Genomic DNA, 13,612 nt, shown 5'->3' on the forward strand with positions numbered 1-13,612 from the left:
GCAACCTCCCGGTTGCGCTTAACGTCGCCAGCTCATGGTCATGGAAACCGAGTCGGCGTACCGCAGCGCATGAAGTTTGTCGATCTCCACTTCAGCATAAGTGACCCAGTGATGTTCGCGTGCGATGTCGAGCACATCCTGAGTTAATTTTTCCAGCAGCGAGAAGCGGTTATCTTCGATATGCCGGATGATGTTTTTAGTGATGGTGCGGTAGTTCAGCGCGTCGTTAATGTCTTCGCTGTTACGCGCTTTATCAGCAGGGTAGTGGATTTCGACATTCACAATCACATCCTGACGATTGGCGATCTCCTCTTCCTTGATGCCGATAAAAGTACGCAGGCGCAGGTTTTTAATTCGAATCATGGCGTCTGGCTGAGACATTGCAGGCTTCCTCTGTAACATGGTTGCCGCCATGATACATCATCTTATCCCGCTTGCGCCTTTTGCAACGCCTGTACGGTTGCCGGTCGGGTTCGGATGCGTTCAAACCAGTTTTTAACTGCCGGAAAGTTTTCCAGATCAATGCGCTGACGCTCATGAGCGTTGACCCACGGCCAGCAGGCGATATCGGCAATGCTGTACTCGTCGCCGCCCATCCACGGGCAGGTTTCGAGTCGCTTGTTGAGCACGTTGTAGAGGCGCAGCGTCTCGACCTGAAAACGCTCGATGGCGTAGGGCACCGGCTGCGGCGCAAAATGGTTAAAATGGTGATTCTGCCCGAGCATCGGCCCGAGACCGCCCACCTGCCAGAAGAGCCATTGCAGCGTGGTGAACCGCGCGCGGGGCTCCTGGCTGAGCAGTTTGCCGGTTTTTTCCGCCAGATAGACCAGAATCGCGCCCGACTCAAACAGGCTCAGCGGCGCGCCGCCATCCAGCGGCACATGATCGACAATCGCCGGGATCTTATTATTGGGCGACACCTCAAGAAATTCCGGGCGGAACTGCTCGCCTTTGCTGATATCCACCCGAATCAGACGGTAGGCCAGCTCGGCCTCTTCGAGGAACAGGGCAATTTTTTGTCCGTTAGGGGTTGGCGCGTAATACAAGTCAATCATCATCACTCCCGTGAATAAGCCGACGTGGTGAAACAAGGAGTATAGAAGCTCATTCGCGAGTGTGAGTTTTGATCAAGTGACAGCGCGCAAAAGAGGCGATATGGTGAAAGAAAACCCTATATAACGTTGAGGATACTATGAGCAAACCCGTCATAACGCTGTGGTCCGATGCCAGTTTTTATTCCCCGTATGTCATGTCTGTCTACGTTGCATTGCAGGAGAAGGGCTTACCGTTCACCCTTAAAACAGTCGATCTCGCCCGCGGCGAACATCTACAGGCTGAATGGAAAGGCTTTTCCGTGACCCGCCGTGTGCCGTTGCTGGAGGTGGATACTTTTGAACTGAGCGAATCGTCGGCTATTGCCGAATATCTGGATGAGCGCTTTGCGCCGCCGCAGTGGGAGCGCCTCTATCCTCACGATCTGGAAAAACGCGCCCGCGCGCGGCAGATTCAGGCGTGGCTGCGCAGTGACCTGATGCCCATTCGCGAAGAGCGTCCCACCGATGTTATTTTCGGCGGCGTGAAGAAACCGTCTCTGAGCGCGGCAGGGCGGGAAACCGCAGAGAAATTATTCGCTACCGCGGGTGATCTGCTGGCGCATGGCAATCCTAATCTGTTCGGTGAATGGTGTATCGCCGATGCCGATCTGGCGCTGATGATTAATCGTCTGGTGCTCAACGGCGACGAGGTGCCGGAACGGCTGGTGGATTACGCCACCTTCCAGTGGCAGCGTGCCTCGGTGCAGCGCTGGGTGGCGCTTTCCGCCAAACGCGCGGGCTGATCGGCTGCCGAAAATCCGTTAAACTGGTGCGGTTTTTTTGGTGGAGGAAAGGCGTATGAAACTGATGTTTGCCTCGGATATTCACGGTTCGCTGCCCGCAACCGAGCGCGTCCTGGGACACTTTGCGCAAAGCGGCGCGCAGTGGCTGATATTGCTTGGTGATCTGCTCTATCACGGGCCGCGCAATGCCCTGCCGGAAGGCTACGCGCCCGCAGAAGTCGCAGAGAAACTGAACACACAGGCATCACGTATCATTGCCGTACGCGGCAACTGTGACAGCGAAGTGGATCAGATGCTGCTGACATTCCCCATTACCGCCCCCTGGCAACAGGTGCTGACGGGCCGTCAGCGCCTCTTTTTAACCCACGGTCATCTTTTTGGCCCGGACAATCCGCCTGCGCTCGCCGCTGGCGATGTGCTGGTTTCCGGTCATACTCATATTCCGGTCGCCGAGAAACGCGACGGGATCGTTCACTTCAATCCCGGTTCGGTCAGTATTCCGAAAGGCGGTTTTGTCGCCAGTTACGGGATGCTGGAAGGTGATTATTTGCAGGTTTTAGCACTCAATGACCAACAGGTTATTGCACAGGTAGCGATTAACCCGTAACTTACCCGCAACCGTAAAACGCGCCGTGAGAGCGCTTTGACAGAAGGTTTCCCGATGGTGGATCAGAGTTCTTTGGCAAGCACAGAATGGGTGGATATCGTGAGTGAAGACAATGAGGTGATCGCGCAAGCCAGCCGCGAACAGATGCGCGCGCAGTGTTTACGCCATCGCGCCACCTACATTGTGGTTCATGACGGCATGGGGAAAATTCTGGTGCAGCGCCGCACCGAAATTAAGGATTTCATGCCTGGCATGCTGGATGCCACCGCCGGCGGCGTGGTGCAGGCCGATGAACAACTGCTGGAGTCCGCGCGTCGTGAAGCGGAAGAAGAGCTCGGCATCGCCGGGGTGCCGTTCGCCGATCACGGTCAGTTCTATTTCGAAGACCAACACTGCCGCGTATGGGGCAGCCTTTTCAGCTGCGTCTCCCACGGCCCTTTTGCGCTGCAGGAAGAAGAGGTCAGTGAAGTCTGCTGGCTGACGCCGGAAGAGATTACCGCTCGCTGCGACGAATTTACCCCGGACTCACTGAAAGCGCTGGCGCTATGGATGAGCCGCAACGCCAGCAGTGAAACGGCGAAGGCCGAGGAAACGGAGTAAACCGTTAGCAGCTATCGCGCAGACAAAGTTTTGACGCGATAGGTGCATGTGCCGTCCAGTTCCCGTCATTCAGGCGCGCCAGCAGGGCGCGCCCGGCTTCGATGCCAATTTTCCGGTGCGGCACTGCCATGGTGGTCAGCGGCGGCGGGCCCCGGCTGACGTCGCTGTCGCCAAATCCTACAATCGCCAGGTCGTCCGGCACTTTAATGCGCCGACGCTGGCATTCATAAAGCGCCCCACACGCCAGTTCATCCGATACGCAGACCAGCGCATCCAGCTCCGGCCACGCCAGAATAAACTCCGGTAGCTGTGCCGCGCCGGTGGAGAAGGTCGGCGGCTCTGCGGCGTTGATCACCCGGTTCGGTGACATATGGTGGCGCATCATGGCCTTGTACCAGCCCTGCAGATGCTGCTGAAAAATCCATTGTTCCTGATTGGCGCACAGCAGGCCGATGTTCTGATAGCCACGCTGAATCACGGTTTGCGTCAGTTCAAACATGGCGGCGACGTTGTCGATACCGATGTTCATATCGATGGGGTCAGCACGCGTCGCGCCCANAGGCCAGCAGTGTCTCCAGCAGCTTTTCTTCCTGTTCGACTCGGTGGCGGGACTCCGCCAGCATGATCTGATATCCGGCAGGCTGGAGCACTTCCTGTAGCCCGGCGAACATTTCCGAGCAGCCTGACTCGCCAAGATTCGGTACCACCATCGCAATGGTCCATGACGAGGCAGAGGCAAGGGCACTGGCGGCTAGATTCGGCATATAGCCCAGCGCCTGAACCGCCGCGTCTATTTTTTCACGTAATTTATCGGAGACCTGCTCGGGCGTGCGCAACGCGCGGGAAACGGTCATCGTTCCGACACCTGCCATCTGTGCAACATCGGCCAGCGTGACCTTTCCTGTGCTGCGTCGTTTTCGGGTTATCGACATAAAAGTTCCTGCGTAAACGCTCTGATCTCAGACGCTTATATTCATTTCTGCTTCCTGTGCCAGCAGTATACGCCCGAAATCCGGTGCTTTGCTGTGAAATGGTGCGCACTCGAACTGATAGCGCTATCACAATTTCGAATGATACGCTTTGGTAGCGCTATCTTTGTGAGTTTTATCACAGTTAATAAGATTTGCGTTGAATAAAGTTTGTCCATCGCAGAACGGACAAAGGGGAACCAGGTGCTAAACCGATGGCTGAATGACGCAACCATTATGCTGAGAGACCGGGTCGACAGTTGGCCGCAGGCGCTGGAAGTCTGTGCGCAACCGCTGCTGGCGCAGGGCGTCATCACGCCCGACTACGTGACCGCGATTGTCGCGCAGCATCACAAACTCGGGCCGTACTACGTGCTGGCACCGGGACTGGCGATGCCGCATGCGCGTCCAGAAGAGGGCGCGACCGGGATGGGATTGTCGCTGTTAAAACTGGAACAAGGCGTGTCTTTCGATGCGGATGAATTTGATCCCGTTGACGTGATTGTGATGCTGGCGGCACCTGACAGCCACAGCCATATCGAAATGATCTCTGCGCTTGCCGCGTTATTCTCAAGTGATGAAGATTTACTGCAATTACATCAGGCAAAAAGCCAGGAGGAAATAAAAACCATTATTTCACGCTTCTGATACAGACCCGTACCCGACAATGATTTCATGACGCATTATTGCGTCGTGCGCTCGTACTCTACCCAAAAAAGGTGATAACAATGAAAATCATGGCGATATGCGGCTCCGGCCTGGGCAGCAGTTTCATGGTCGAAATGAATATTAAAAAGGTGCTGAAGAAATTAAATATTGAGGCTGAGGTGGAACACTCTGATCTCTCTTCAGCGACCCCTGGCGCGGCTGATCTGTTTGTGATGGCGAAGGATATCGCCGCCAGCGCCAGCGTGCCGGACCATCAGCTGGTGGTGATCAACAATATTATTGATATCAACGAGCTCGAAGCAAAACTGAGCGATTATTTTAACCAACAATAACGTGAATAAGCGAGGCGGATATGTTTATCCTTGAAACGCTGAATTTTGTTGTTGATATATTAAAAGTACCCTCGGTGCTGGTGGGGCTAATTGCCTTAATTGGTCTGGTGGCGCAAAAGAAATCATTTTCTGATGTGGTCAAAGGTACCATTAAAACCATTCTGGGGTTTATTGTTCTGGGGGGCGGCGCCTCCGTATTAGTGGGCTCGTTAAATCCGTTAGGCGGCATGTTTGAACACGCGTTTAATATTCAGGGCATCATCCCGAATAATGAAGCGATCGTGTCTATTGCGCTGGAAAAATACGGTGCGTCGACGGCGCTGATTATGGCCTTCGGGATGGTAGCAAATATCATCGTCGCCCGTTTTACGCGCCTGAAATACATCTTCCTCACCGGACATCACACCTTTTACATGGCCTGTATGATTGGCGTGATCCTGACGGTCGCAGGCTTTGAAGGTGTTGGTCTGGTGTTTACCGGGTCGCTGATCCTCGGCCTGGTGATGGCGTTTTTCCCGGCGCTGGCGCAGCGCTATATGAAGCGTATTACCGGCAATGACGACATCGCCTTTGGTCACTTCGGCACCCTCGGTTACGTGCTTGCTGGCTGGATTGGCAGCCTGTGCGGCAAAGGTTCCCGCTCGACCGAAGAGATGAACCTGCCGAAAAACTTAAGCTTCCTGCGTGACAGCTCAATCTCCATTTCACTCACCATGATGATTATCTATCTGATCATGGCGGTGAGCGCGGGGCGTGAATATGTCGAAAGCCAGCTCAGCGCCGGTCAGAACTACCTGGTTTACGCCATCATCATGGCGATCACCTTTGCCGCAGGCGTGTTTATCATCCTGCAGGGCGTACGGTTGATCCTTGCGGAAATCGTTCCGGCGTTTACCGGTTTCTCCGAAAAACTGGTGCCGAACGCGCGGCCGGCGCTGGACTGCCCGGTGGTGTATCCGTATGCGCCTAACGCGGTGCTGATCGGCTTTTTGTTCAGTTTCCTCGGCGGTCTGGTGGGGCTTTTCCTGTTGGGGCAGATGAAGCTGGTGCTGATCCTGCCGGGCGTTGTGCCGCACTTCTTTACCGGTGCGACGGCAGGTGTGTTTGGTAACGCCACCGGCGGTCGCCGCGGTGCGATGCTGGGCGCGTTTGCCAACGGTCTGCTGATTACCTTCCTGCCGGTTCTGCTGTTGCCGGTGCTTGGCGCACTGGGCTTTGCCAATACCACTTTCTCGGATGCGGATTTCGGTGCCATTGGCATTCTGCTCGGTAATCTGGCGCGCTATCTCTCGCCACTGGCGATTACCGGGTTGGTGGTCGCGCTGTTCGTCATTCTGGTGATTTACAACGTGGTTAAAGGTAAATCTGCGGGCAATGGCGCCCGACAAGACACAGGAGCGAAATCGTAATGTCTGATGAACTCATTCAACTGGCCCGGGATATCCGCGNGACCCGGACTGGCCAGAACGCGACTACTTTGTGCTGTCGAAAGGGCATGCTGGCCCGGCGCTGTACAGTACGCTGGCGATCAAAGGCTATTTCCCGGTGGAAGAACTGAGCACGCTCAACCAGAACGGTACGCGGCTGCCAAGCCATCCGGACAGGCTGAAAACCCGTGGCATTGACGCAACCACCGGGTCACTCGGTCAGGGGATCTCCATCGCCGCCGGAATGGCGCTGTCGCACAAGCTGGCCGGGCGGCCTAACCGCGTATTCTGCATCGTTGGCGATGGCGAGCTGAATGAAGGGCAATGCTGGGAAGCGTTTCAGTTTATTGCCCATCACCGGCTCAATAATCTGCTGGTGTTTGTCGACTGGAACAAGCAGCAACTGGATGGCGAGCTGGATGAGATCATCAATCCGTTCGATCTGGAAGGGAAATTCCACGCTTTTGGCTTTGATGTACACACCGTGAAGGGTGACGACATCCCGGCGCTGCAGGCGATTGCAAAACCGGTGCTGGCAGCGGATGCGCGGCCGCGGCTGGTGATCCTCGACAGCATCAAAGGGCAGGGTGTGTCGTATCTGGAACAGTTAGGCAACTCTCACCATCTGCGCCTCACCGAGGAATCGCGAAAGGCACTTAACGAGACCATTGAGCAACTGGAGGCCATGCATGATTAAGGTCGCCCCGGTCGGGGGGAAAGACGCAACCGAAATGCGTAAAGTGTATGCCGGGTTTGTCGCGGAACAGATCAAGGCGGAGAGCGGTATTATCGCGCTGGAAGCGGATCTGATGAGCTCAATGGCGATGGACGGCGTGCAGCGCCAGTTCCCGAACCATGTGATTAACTGCGGGATCATGGAAGCGAACGTGATTGGCACGGCCGCCGGGCTGTCGCTGACGGGGCGTAAACCGTTTGTGCATACCTTCACCGCTTTTGCCAGCCGTCGCTGCTTTGACCAGCTGTTTATGGCGCTGGATTATCAGCGCAATAACGTCAAAGTCATCGCCTCGGATGCCGGCGTTACCGCCTGTCATAACGGCGGCACGCATATGTCGTTTGAGGACATGGGCATCGTGCGCGGGCTGGCGCATTCGGTGGTGATCGAGGTGACGGATGCGGTGATGTTTAAGGACATCCTGAATCAGCTGATCGCGCTGGAGGGCTTTTACTGGGTGCGTACCATCCGCAAACAGGCGCCAACGATCTACGAGGAAGGCTCCAGCTTCACTATTGGCAAAGGCAACGTGCTGCGCGAAGGCGACGATATCACGCTCATCGCCAACGGCATTATGGTGGCGGAGGCGCTGGAAGCGGCGCGGCGACTGGAGCGCGACGGCATCAGCGCGGCGGTCATCGACATGTTCACCCTCAAACCCATTGACCGCATGCTGGTGAAGAATTACGCCGAGAAAACCGGGCGCATCGTCACCTGCGAAAACCACAGCATTCACAACGGGCTGGGCTCAGCGGTGGCGGAAGTGCTGGTGGAAACCTGTCCGGTACCGATGCGGCGCGTTGGCGTGAAGGAGCGCTACGGCCAGGTCGGCACGCAGGAATTTCTCCAGCATGAATATGGACTGACAGCGGATGATATTGTGAAGGCGGCGAGAGAGCTGCTGTAAATAAAAAGGCGACCATATGGTCGCCTTTTTGATCAGACAAATATTACTGCTGAGACGACTGAATCGCGGTCAGTGCGATGGTGTAGACGATATCGTCTACCAGCGCGCCACGGGACAGGTCGTTAACCGGTTTGCGCATGCCCTGCAGCATCGGCCCGATGGAGATCAGGTCGGCAGAACGCTGAACCGCTTTGTAGGTGGTGTTACCGGTGTTCAGATCCGGGAAGATGAACACGGTAGCGCGACCGGCAACCGGTGAGTTCGGCGCTTTGGATTTCGCCACGTCAGCCATGACCGCAGCATCATACTGCAGCGGACCGTCGATCATCAGGTCAGGACGTTTTTCCTGCGCCAGACGGGTTGCTTCACGCACTTTCTCTACGTCGCTGCCCGCACCTGAGGTGCCGGTGGAGTAAGAGAGCATCGCAACACGTGGTTCAATACCGAAGGCAATCGCCGAGTCAGCAGACTGAATGGCGATTTCGGCCAGCTGTTCTGCGGTCGGATCCGGGTTAATCGCACAGTCGCCGTAAACGTAAACCTGTTCCGGCAGCAGCATGAAGAACACAGAAGAAACCAGAGAACTGCCCGGCGCGGTTTTGATCAACTGCAGCGGCGGACGGATGGTGTTCGCGGTGGTGTGAACCGCACCGGAAACCAGACCGTCAACTTCGTCCTGCTCCAGCATCAGCGTACCGAGCACCACGTTGTCTTCCAGTTGCTCACGGGCAACCGCTTCGGTCATACCCTTGCTCTTACGCAGTTCAACCAGACGCGCAACGTAGCTTTCGCGGACCACATCCGGATCGACGATTTCGATGCCCGCACCCAGTTCAACGCCCTGGTCCGCAGCCACACGGTTAATGGCTTCCGGGTTACCCAGCAGCACACAGGTCGCGATGCCACGTTCAGCACAAATCGCCGCCGCTTTTACGGTACGCGGTTCGTCGCCTTCCGGCAGCACAACGCGTTTGCCCGCTTTACGCGCCAGCTCAGTCAACTGGTAGCGGAACGCTGGCGGAGACAGGCGACGGCTGCGCTCGGAAGTCGCAGACAGGGAGTCGATCCATTCGGCGTTGATATAGTCGGCCACGTATTCCTGCACTTTCTCGATACGCGCGGTGTCGTCCACCGGCACTTCGAGGTTGAAGCTCTGCAGGCTCAGCGAGGTCTGCCAGGTGTTGGTGTTCACCATAAATACCGGCAGGCCGGTGGCGAATGCGCGTTCGCACAGTTTGGCAATCGGCGCGTCCATGTCGTAACCGCCGGTCAGCAGCAGCGCACCAATCTCAACGCCGTTCATGGCGGCGAGACAGGCGGGAANCAGTACATCAGGGCGGTCGGCGGAGGTCACCAGCAGCGAGCCCGGACGGAAATGTTCCAGCATGTGCGGAATGCTGCGCGCACAGAAGGTCACGGATTTCACGCGGCGGGTGGCGATGTCACCTTCGTTGATGATGGTGGCATTCAGGTGGCGAGCCATGTCGATAGCGCGGGTGGCGATCAGATCGAAGCTCCACGGCACCACGCCGAGGATCGGCAGCGGGCTGGAACCCTGCAACTGTGCCGGATCGATCTTCACGACTTTCGCTTTAGACGAGTCGTCAAAAATCTCGGACAGGTCAGGGCGGGTACGGCCCTGCTCATCCACCGGCGCGTTCAGTTTATTGATAATCACGCCAGTGATGTTGGTGTTCTTTGAACCGCCAAAGCTGCTGCGAGTCAGTTCGATACGTTCTTTCAGCTGTTCCGGGGTGTCGGTGCCCTGAGACATGACGAAGATGATTTCCGCATTCAGCGTTTTCGCGATTTCGTAGTTCAGGGACTGCGCAAACTGGTGTTTGCGGGTCGGCACCAGACCTTCAACCAGAACCACTTCCGCGTCTTTGGTGTTCGCGTGGTAGTTCGCAATGATCTCTTCCATCAGCACATCTTTCTGATTGCTGGAGAGCAGAGACTCAACGTGGCTCATTTTCAGCGGTTCAGCGGCTGGCAGATTAGATTTTGCCCTCACGATGGTGGTGGTCTGGTCAGGCGCATCGCCACCGGCACGTGGTTGAGCGATAGGCTTAAACACGCTCAGGCGCACGCCTTTACGTTCCATTGCACGGATAACCCCGAGGCTGACGCTAGTCAGGCCGACGCTGGTTCCGGTTGGGATGAGCATAATAATACGGGACACGATTTATCCTCTTTCGTTACCGCCGACACGTTTCGGCGGGTTACAAAACAGCACCGCCAGCGTTGGCTGGCGGTGTGGAATCAGGCGGTAAGACGGCTGGCGTCTTGCGCGATAACCAGTTCTTCGTTGGTCGGAATGACCACTGCCGGACGGGTGCCTTCTTTGTTGATGAAACCAGACTTGCCGAAACGGGCAGCCAGGTTACGTTCGTGATCAACCTCGAAGCCAAGCACGCCCAGTTTGCCCAGGGACAGCTCGCGTACCATCGCCGCGTTTTCACCGATACCACCGGTGAATACGACCGCATCCAGACGACCATCCATTAGCGCCGTGTAGGAGCCGATGTATTTCGCCAGACGGTGACAGTAAACGTCCATTGCACGTTTAGCGTCTTCTTTGCTGGTGTAGTTGTCTTCAACATAACGGCAGTCGCTGGTGACTTCGGTCAGACCCAGCAGGCCGGACTCTTTGGTCAGCAGCTTGTTGATCTGATCCACGCTCATGCCCAGAGTGTCGTGCAGGTGGAACACGATAGCCGGATCGATATCACCGGAACGGGTACCCATCACCAGTCCTTCCAGCGGGGTCAGACCCATAGAAGTGTCAACGCATTTACCGTTGCGAATCGCAGTAACTGAACCGCCGTTGCCGAGGTGGCAGGTGATGATATTCAGTTCATCAACCGGTTTGTTCAGCACTTTCGCCGCTTCCTGAGTCACGTAGAAATGGCTGGTGCCGTGTGCGCCGTAGCGGCGGATGCCGTGCTCTTTGTACAGGCTGTACGGCAGGGCATACAGGTAAGACTCTTCCGGCATGGTCTGATGGAACGCGGTGTCAAACACGGCAACGTTCTTGCTTCTCAGCTGCGGGAAAGATTTAAAGGCTTCAGCGATACCGATCAGGTGCGCCGGGTTATGCAGAGGTGCGAAAGAGGCTGCATCTTTGATACCCTGAACCACGGAATCGTCGATAACCACTGAGCTGGTGTATTTTTCGCCGCCGTGAACAATACGGTGACCAATTGCCGTCAGCTGTGCGGACAGTTCTGGTTTTTGTGCCAGAATAGTGTTAACGATAAAGTTCAGCGCTTCACTGTGAGCGGCGCCTGCGCCTAAAGCCGCTTCTTGTTTGCTGCCGTCCATCTTCCATTTAATGCGTGCTTCAGGAAGGTGGAAACATTCGGCCAAACCAGAGAGGTATTCGTCACCGTTAAGCGCATCGATGATAGCGAATTTCAGTGAAGAACTACCGCAGTTCAGAACCAGTACTAACTTACTCGACATGGAAGTACCTTTTGATACGTGGCTAAAAAAACGTCAGAGAGTCACAAAGCGTAGCGCAGGATGACATCGACATTTATGATTAACATCATGCCTCGGGTGTTTTAAGGCATGAAGGAAGTAATACTTATTGATTCTACGTCATTTTGCACAATTTTCAGCCAGCGGCAGAATGTGCGATAATTTGACAAACCTGATGCGTGGGTCTACGCCCATCTCAGGCTGGCACAGGATACCCGATCGCAGGGGACAATGACAAAATCTTTTGAACGTTGTCATACACAGTTGTGAGTTTGCACATTTTTTTAATATTTGTTCGTGAAGTTGAGGTAAACGCCATGTCGACACCAGACAATCGCCCGGTTAACTTTTTCAGTTTGTTCCGTCGGGGACAACACTATGCGAAGACGTGGCCAATGGAAAAACGCCTCGCGCCTGTCTTTGTGGAAAACCGCGCCATTCGGGCTACGACGTACGCCGTTCGCCTCATGCCGCCCATCGCGGTCTTTACGCTTTGCTGGCAAATCGCCCTCGGTGGTCAGCTCGGTCCGGCAGTCGCCACCGCGTTGTTTGCGCTGAGCCTGCCGATGCAGGGATTATGGTGGTTAGGGAAACGCTCGGTCACGCCGTTGCCGCCTACTATTTTGCACTGGTTTTATGAAGTGCGCGGCAAACTGCAGGAAGCCGGGCAGGCGCTCGCGCCGGTGGAAGGAAAGCCAGATTACCAGGCGCTGGCTGACACGCTTAAGCGCGCCTTCAAACAACTGGATAAAACTTTCCTTGATGATTTGTAATTGATGCGCAAAAACGCATATAAAGAAGACACAGAAACTGTGTCTTTTTTTATGCCCTACGCCCAACAGGAGTCAAAAAATGGAAATGACCAACGCTCAACGCCTTATCTTGTCGAATCAGTACAAGATGATGACGATGCTCGATCCAGACAATGCTGAAAAGTATCGTCGTTTGCAGACTATCATTGAGCGCGGCTATGGGTTGCAGATGCGGGAGCTGGATCGCGAATTCGGCCAGCTGACAGAAGATACCTGCCGCACGATTATCGACATCATGGAGATGTACCACGCGCTGCACGTCTCCTGGGCCAATCTGAAAGATCCCAGCATTATTGATGAGCGCCGCGTGACGTTCCTTGGTTTCGACGCAGCAACAGAAGCGCGATATCTCAGCTACGTGCGCTTTATGGTGAACATCGAAGGCCGCTATACCCACTTCGACGCCGGTACCCACGGCTTTAACTCCCAGACTTCAATGTGGGAAAAATATCAGCGCATGCTGAGCGCCTGGCATGCCTGCCCGCGTCAGTATCATCTGAGCGGCAACGAAATCGACCAGATTATTAATTCCTGATGGAGGCGCGTGTGCACTGTAAAGGCTTTCTGTTTGATCTGGATGGCACGCTGGTAGATTCTCTGCCGATTGTTGAGCGGTCATGGTGTCACTGGGCGGACCGCCACGGTCTTGCCCATGACGAGGTCCTCAGTGTTATCCATGGTAAACAGGCCGTCACCTCATTACGCCACTTCTTGCCCGGCAAAAGCGACGCCGAGATTCAGTCCGAATTTGCGTACCTTGAAAATATCGAAGCGACCGATACCGACGGGATCACCGCGCTGCCCGGCGCCATGGCATTGTTGAATCAGCTTAATGAAGCAGGAATTCCGTGGGCGATTGTCACGTCCGGTACACGCCCGGTGGCGCATGCGCGTCATGAGGCGGCCGGATTACCGACGCCGGAAGTGTTCGTCACCGCAGAACGCGTGAAACGCGGTAAACCTGAGCCGGATGCTTACCTGCTGGGCGCCGAGTTGCTCGGCCTGTCGCCGCAGTCGTGTGCGGTGGTGGAAGATGCGGGGGCGGGCGTGTTGTCAGGTCTGGCGGCCGGGTGCCACGTCATTGCCGTGAACGTGCCCGCCGATGCGCCACGCCTGCAGGAAGCTGATTTGATCCTGACCTCGCTCGAGCAACTGGTTATCACCAAAAACGCTGACGGCACGGTAAAGGTTGCAATAAAAGCATAAACCTATGATATAGCCCCGGATTGGCGGG

The 13,612-nt window shown here is 55.6% G+C and carries 14 protein-coding genes and 2 pseudogenes; 11 read left to right on the forward strand and 5 right to left on the reverse strand.

Translation table 11 applies throughout. The features are described 5' to 3' along the window. Nucleotides 1-18: 18 nt before the first annotated feature. Together folX and yfcG are read right to left on the reverse strand one after the other, a co-directional pair. A complete protein-coding gene (gene folX / locus GM30_RS13475; RefSeq protein WP_049849025.1) occupies nt 19-381 on the reverse strand; it encodes a dihydroneopterin triphosphate 2'-epimerase in 363 nt (120 codons plus the stop codon). Nucleotides 382-425: 44 nt separating this feature from the next. Continuing rightward, nucleotides 426-1,055 carry a GSH-dependent disulfide bond oxidoreductase gene (gene yfcG / locus GM30_RS13480; protein ID WP_049849026.1) on the reverse strand — a complete coding sequence of 210 codons (630 nt, stop codon included), beginning with the start codon at nt 1,053-1,055 and terminating at the stop codon, nt 426-428. Between the two features lie 137 nt (nt 1,056-1,192). Here yfcG and yfcF point away from each other — a divergent pair, with 137 nt between their 5' ends. The 3 genes from yfcF to yfcD are packed head-to-tail and all read left to right on the forward strand — an operon-like array spanning nt 1,193 to nt 3,044. After that, a complete protein-coding gene (gene yfcF / locus GM30_RS13485) occupies nt 1,193-1,837 on the forward strand; it encodes a glutathione transferase (RefSeq protein WP_049849027.1) in 645 nt (214 codons plus the stop codon). 55 nt (nt 1,838-1,892) lie between these two features. Next, complete coding sequence (gene yfcE / locus GM30_RS13490; RefSeq protein WP_049849028.1) at nt 1,893-2,444, forward strand: phosphodiesterase; 552 nt, start codon at nt 1,893-1,895, stop codon at nt 2,442-2,444. Nucleotides 2,445-2,498: 54 nt separating this feature from the next. Beyond that, on the forward strand, nt 2,499-3,044 hold the full coding sequence (gene yfcD / locus GM30_RS13495) for an NUDIX hydrolase YfcD (RefSeq protein ID WP_049849029.1): 546 nt from the start codon (nt 2,499-2,501) through the stop codon (nt 3,042-3,044). A gap of 4 nt (nt 3,045-3,048) precedes the next feature. Here yfcD and GM30_RS13500 read toward each other — a convergent pair. After that, nucleotides 3,049-3,976: pseudogene (locus GM30_RS13500) on the reverse strand (LacI family DNA-binding transcriptional regulator). 240 nt (nt 3,977-4,216) lie between these two features. On the opposite strand from GM30_RS13500, the gene GM30_RS13505 reads away from it, so the two are divergent. The 5 genes and pseudogenes from GM30_RS13505 (at nt 4,217) to GM30_RS13525 (ending at nt 8,083) form a co-directional block, all read left to right on the forward strand. Continuing rightward, nucleotides 4,217-4,660: a PTS sugar transporter subunit IIA gene (locus tag GM30_RS13505; protein WP_049849030.1), complete on the forward strand. Its 444-nt coding sequence runs from the start codon at nt 4,217-4,219 to the stop codon at nt 4,658-4,660. Nucleotides 4,661-4,740: 80 nt separating this feature from the next. After that, nucleotides 4,741-5,013 (forward strand): PTS sugar transporter subunit IIB, encoded by a 273-nt coding sequence (locus GM30_RS13510; RefSeq protein ID WP_049849031.1) that lies wholly within the window; start codon nt 4,741-4,743, stop codon nt 5,011-5,013. 20 nt (nt 5,014-5,033) lie between these two features. Beyond that, nucleotides 5,034-6,422, forward strand: coding sequence for a PTS ascorbate transporter subunit IIC (locus GM30_RS13515; protein ID WP_049849032.1), 1,389 nt, complete (start codon nt 5,034-5,036; stop codon nt 6,420-6,422). A gap of 34 nt (nt 6,423-6,456) precedes the next feature. After that, nucleotides 6,457-7,137, forward strand: a pseudogene (locus GM30_RS13520) (transketolase); the annotation flags it as partial. Further along, complete coding sequence (locus GM30_RS13525; protein ID WP_049849033.1) at nt 7,130-8,083, forward strand: transketolase family protein; 954 nt, start codon at nt 7,130-7,132, stop codon at nt 8,081-8,083. The pseudogene GM30_RS13520 and the gene GM30_RS13525, both read left to right, overlap by 8 nt. 43 nt (nt 8,084-8,126) lie before the next feature. Here the strand turns inward: GM30_RS13525 and pta are convergent, their stop codons facing one another. Beyond that, nucleotides 8,127-10,265 (reverse strand): phosphate acetyltransferase, encoded by a 2,139-nt coding sequence (pta, locus tag GM30_RS13530; RefSeq protein ID WP_049849034.1) that lies wholly within the window; start codon nt 10,263-10,265, stop codon nt 8,127-8,129. 80 nt (nt 10,266-10,345) lie between these two features. Further along, the gene (gene ackA / locus GM30_RS13535; RefSeq protein ID WP_049849035.1) at nt 10,346-11,548 is read right to left on the reverse strand and encodes an acetate kinase; all 1,203 of its coding nucleotides are present in this window, start codon (nt 11,546-11,548) and stop codon (nt 10,346-10,348) included. Nucleotides 11,549-11,883: 335 nt separating this feature from the next. Between ackA and yfbV the strand changes: the two genes are divergently transcribed. The 3 genes from yfbV to GM30_RS13550 all read left to right on the forward strand — a co-directional run bounded on the left by yfbV (nt 11,884) and on the right by GM30_RS13550 (nt 13,584). Further along, nucleotides 11,884-12,339 carry a terminus macrodomain insulation protein YfbV gene (gene yfbV, locus GM30_RS13540; RefSeq protein ID WP_049849036.1) on the forward strand — a complete coding sequence of 152 codons (456 nt, stop codon included), beginning with the start codon at nt 11,884-11,886 and terminating at the stop codon, nt 12,337-12,339. A gap of 79 nt (nt 12,340-12,418) precedes the next feature. Then, a complete protein-coding gene (locus tag GM30_RS13545; protein WP_049849037.1) occupies nt 12,419-12,913 on the forward strand; it encodes a YfbU family protein in 495 nt (164 codons plus the stop codon). Nucleotides 12,914-12,924: 11 nt separating this feature from the next. After that, nucleotides 12,925-13,584, forward strand: coding sequence for a sugar phosphatase (locus tag GM30_RS13550; RefSeq protein ID WP_049849056.1), 660 nt, complete (start codon nt 12,925-12,927; stop codon nt 13,582-13,584). The last annotated feature ends 28 nt before the right edge of the window (nt 13,585-13,612 follow it).

This window comes from Trabulsiella odontotermitis, from assembly GCF_001188485.1.
Classification (GTDB): Bacteria; Pseudomonadota; Gammaproteobacteria; order Enterobacterales; family Enterobacteriaceae; genus Trabulsiella; species Trabulsiella odontotermitis_A.

Coding starts and splice junctions, on each gene's coding strand:
- GM30_RS13510 (WP_049849031.1), top strand. CDS start 4,741: ATGAAAATCATGGCGATATGCGGCTCCGGCCTGGGCAGCAGTTTCATG.
- GM30_RS13515 (WP_049849032.1), top strand. CDS start 5,034: ATGTTTATCCTTGAAACGCTGAATTTTGTTGTTGATATATTAAAAGTA.
- yfcD (WP_049849029.1), top strand. CDS start 2,499: ATGGTGGATCAGAGTTCTTTGGCAAGCACAGAATGGGTGGATATCGTG.
- yfbV (WP_049849036.1), top strand. CDS start 11,884: ATGTCGACACCAGACAATCGCCCGGTTAACTTTTTCAGTTTGTTCCGT.
- folX (WP_049849025.1), bottom strand. CDS start 381: ATGTCTCAGCCAGACGCCATGATTCGAATTAAAAACCTGCGCCTGCGT.
- ackA (WP_049849035.1), bottom strand. CDS start 11,548: ATGTCGAGTAAGTTAGTACTGGTTCTGAACTGCGGTAGTTCTTCACTG.
- yfcG (WP_049849026.1), bottom strand. CDS start 1,055: ATGATTGACTTGTATTACGCGCCAACCCCTAACGGACAAAAAATTGCC.
- yfcE (WP_049849028.1), top strand. CDS start 1,893: ATGAAACTGATGTTTGCCTCGGATATTCACGGTTCGCTGCCCGCAACC.
- GM30_RS13545 (WP_049849037.1), top strand. CDS start 12,419: ATGGAAATGACCAACGCTCAACGCCTTATCTTGTCGAATCAGTACAAG.
- GM30_RS13525 (WP_049849033.1), top strand. CDS start 7,130: ATGATTAAGGTCGCCCCGGTCGGGGGGAAAGACGCAACCGAAATGCGT.
- yfcF (WP_049849027.1), top strand. CDS start 1,193: ATGAGCAAACCCGTCATAACGCTGTGGTCCGATGCCAGTTTTTATTCC.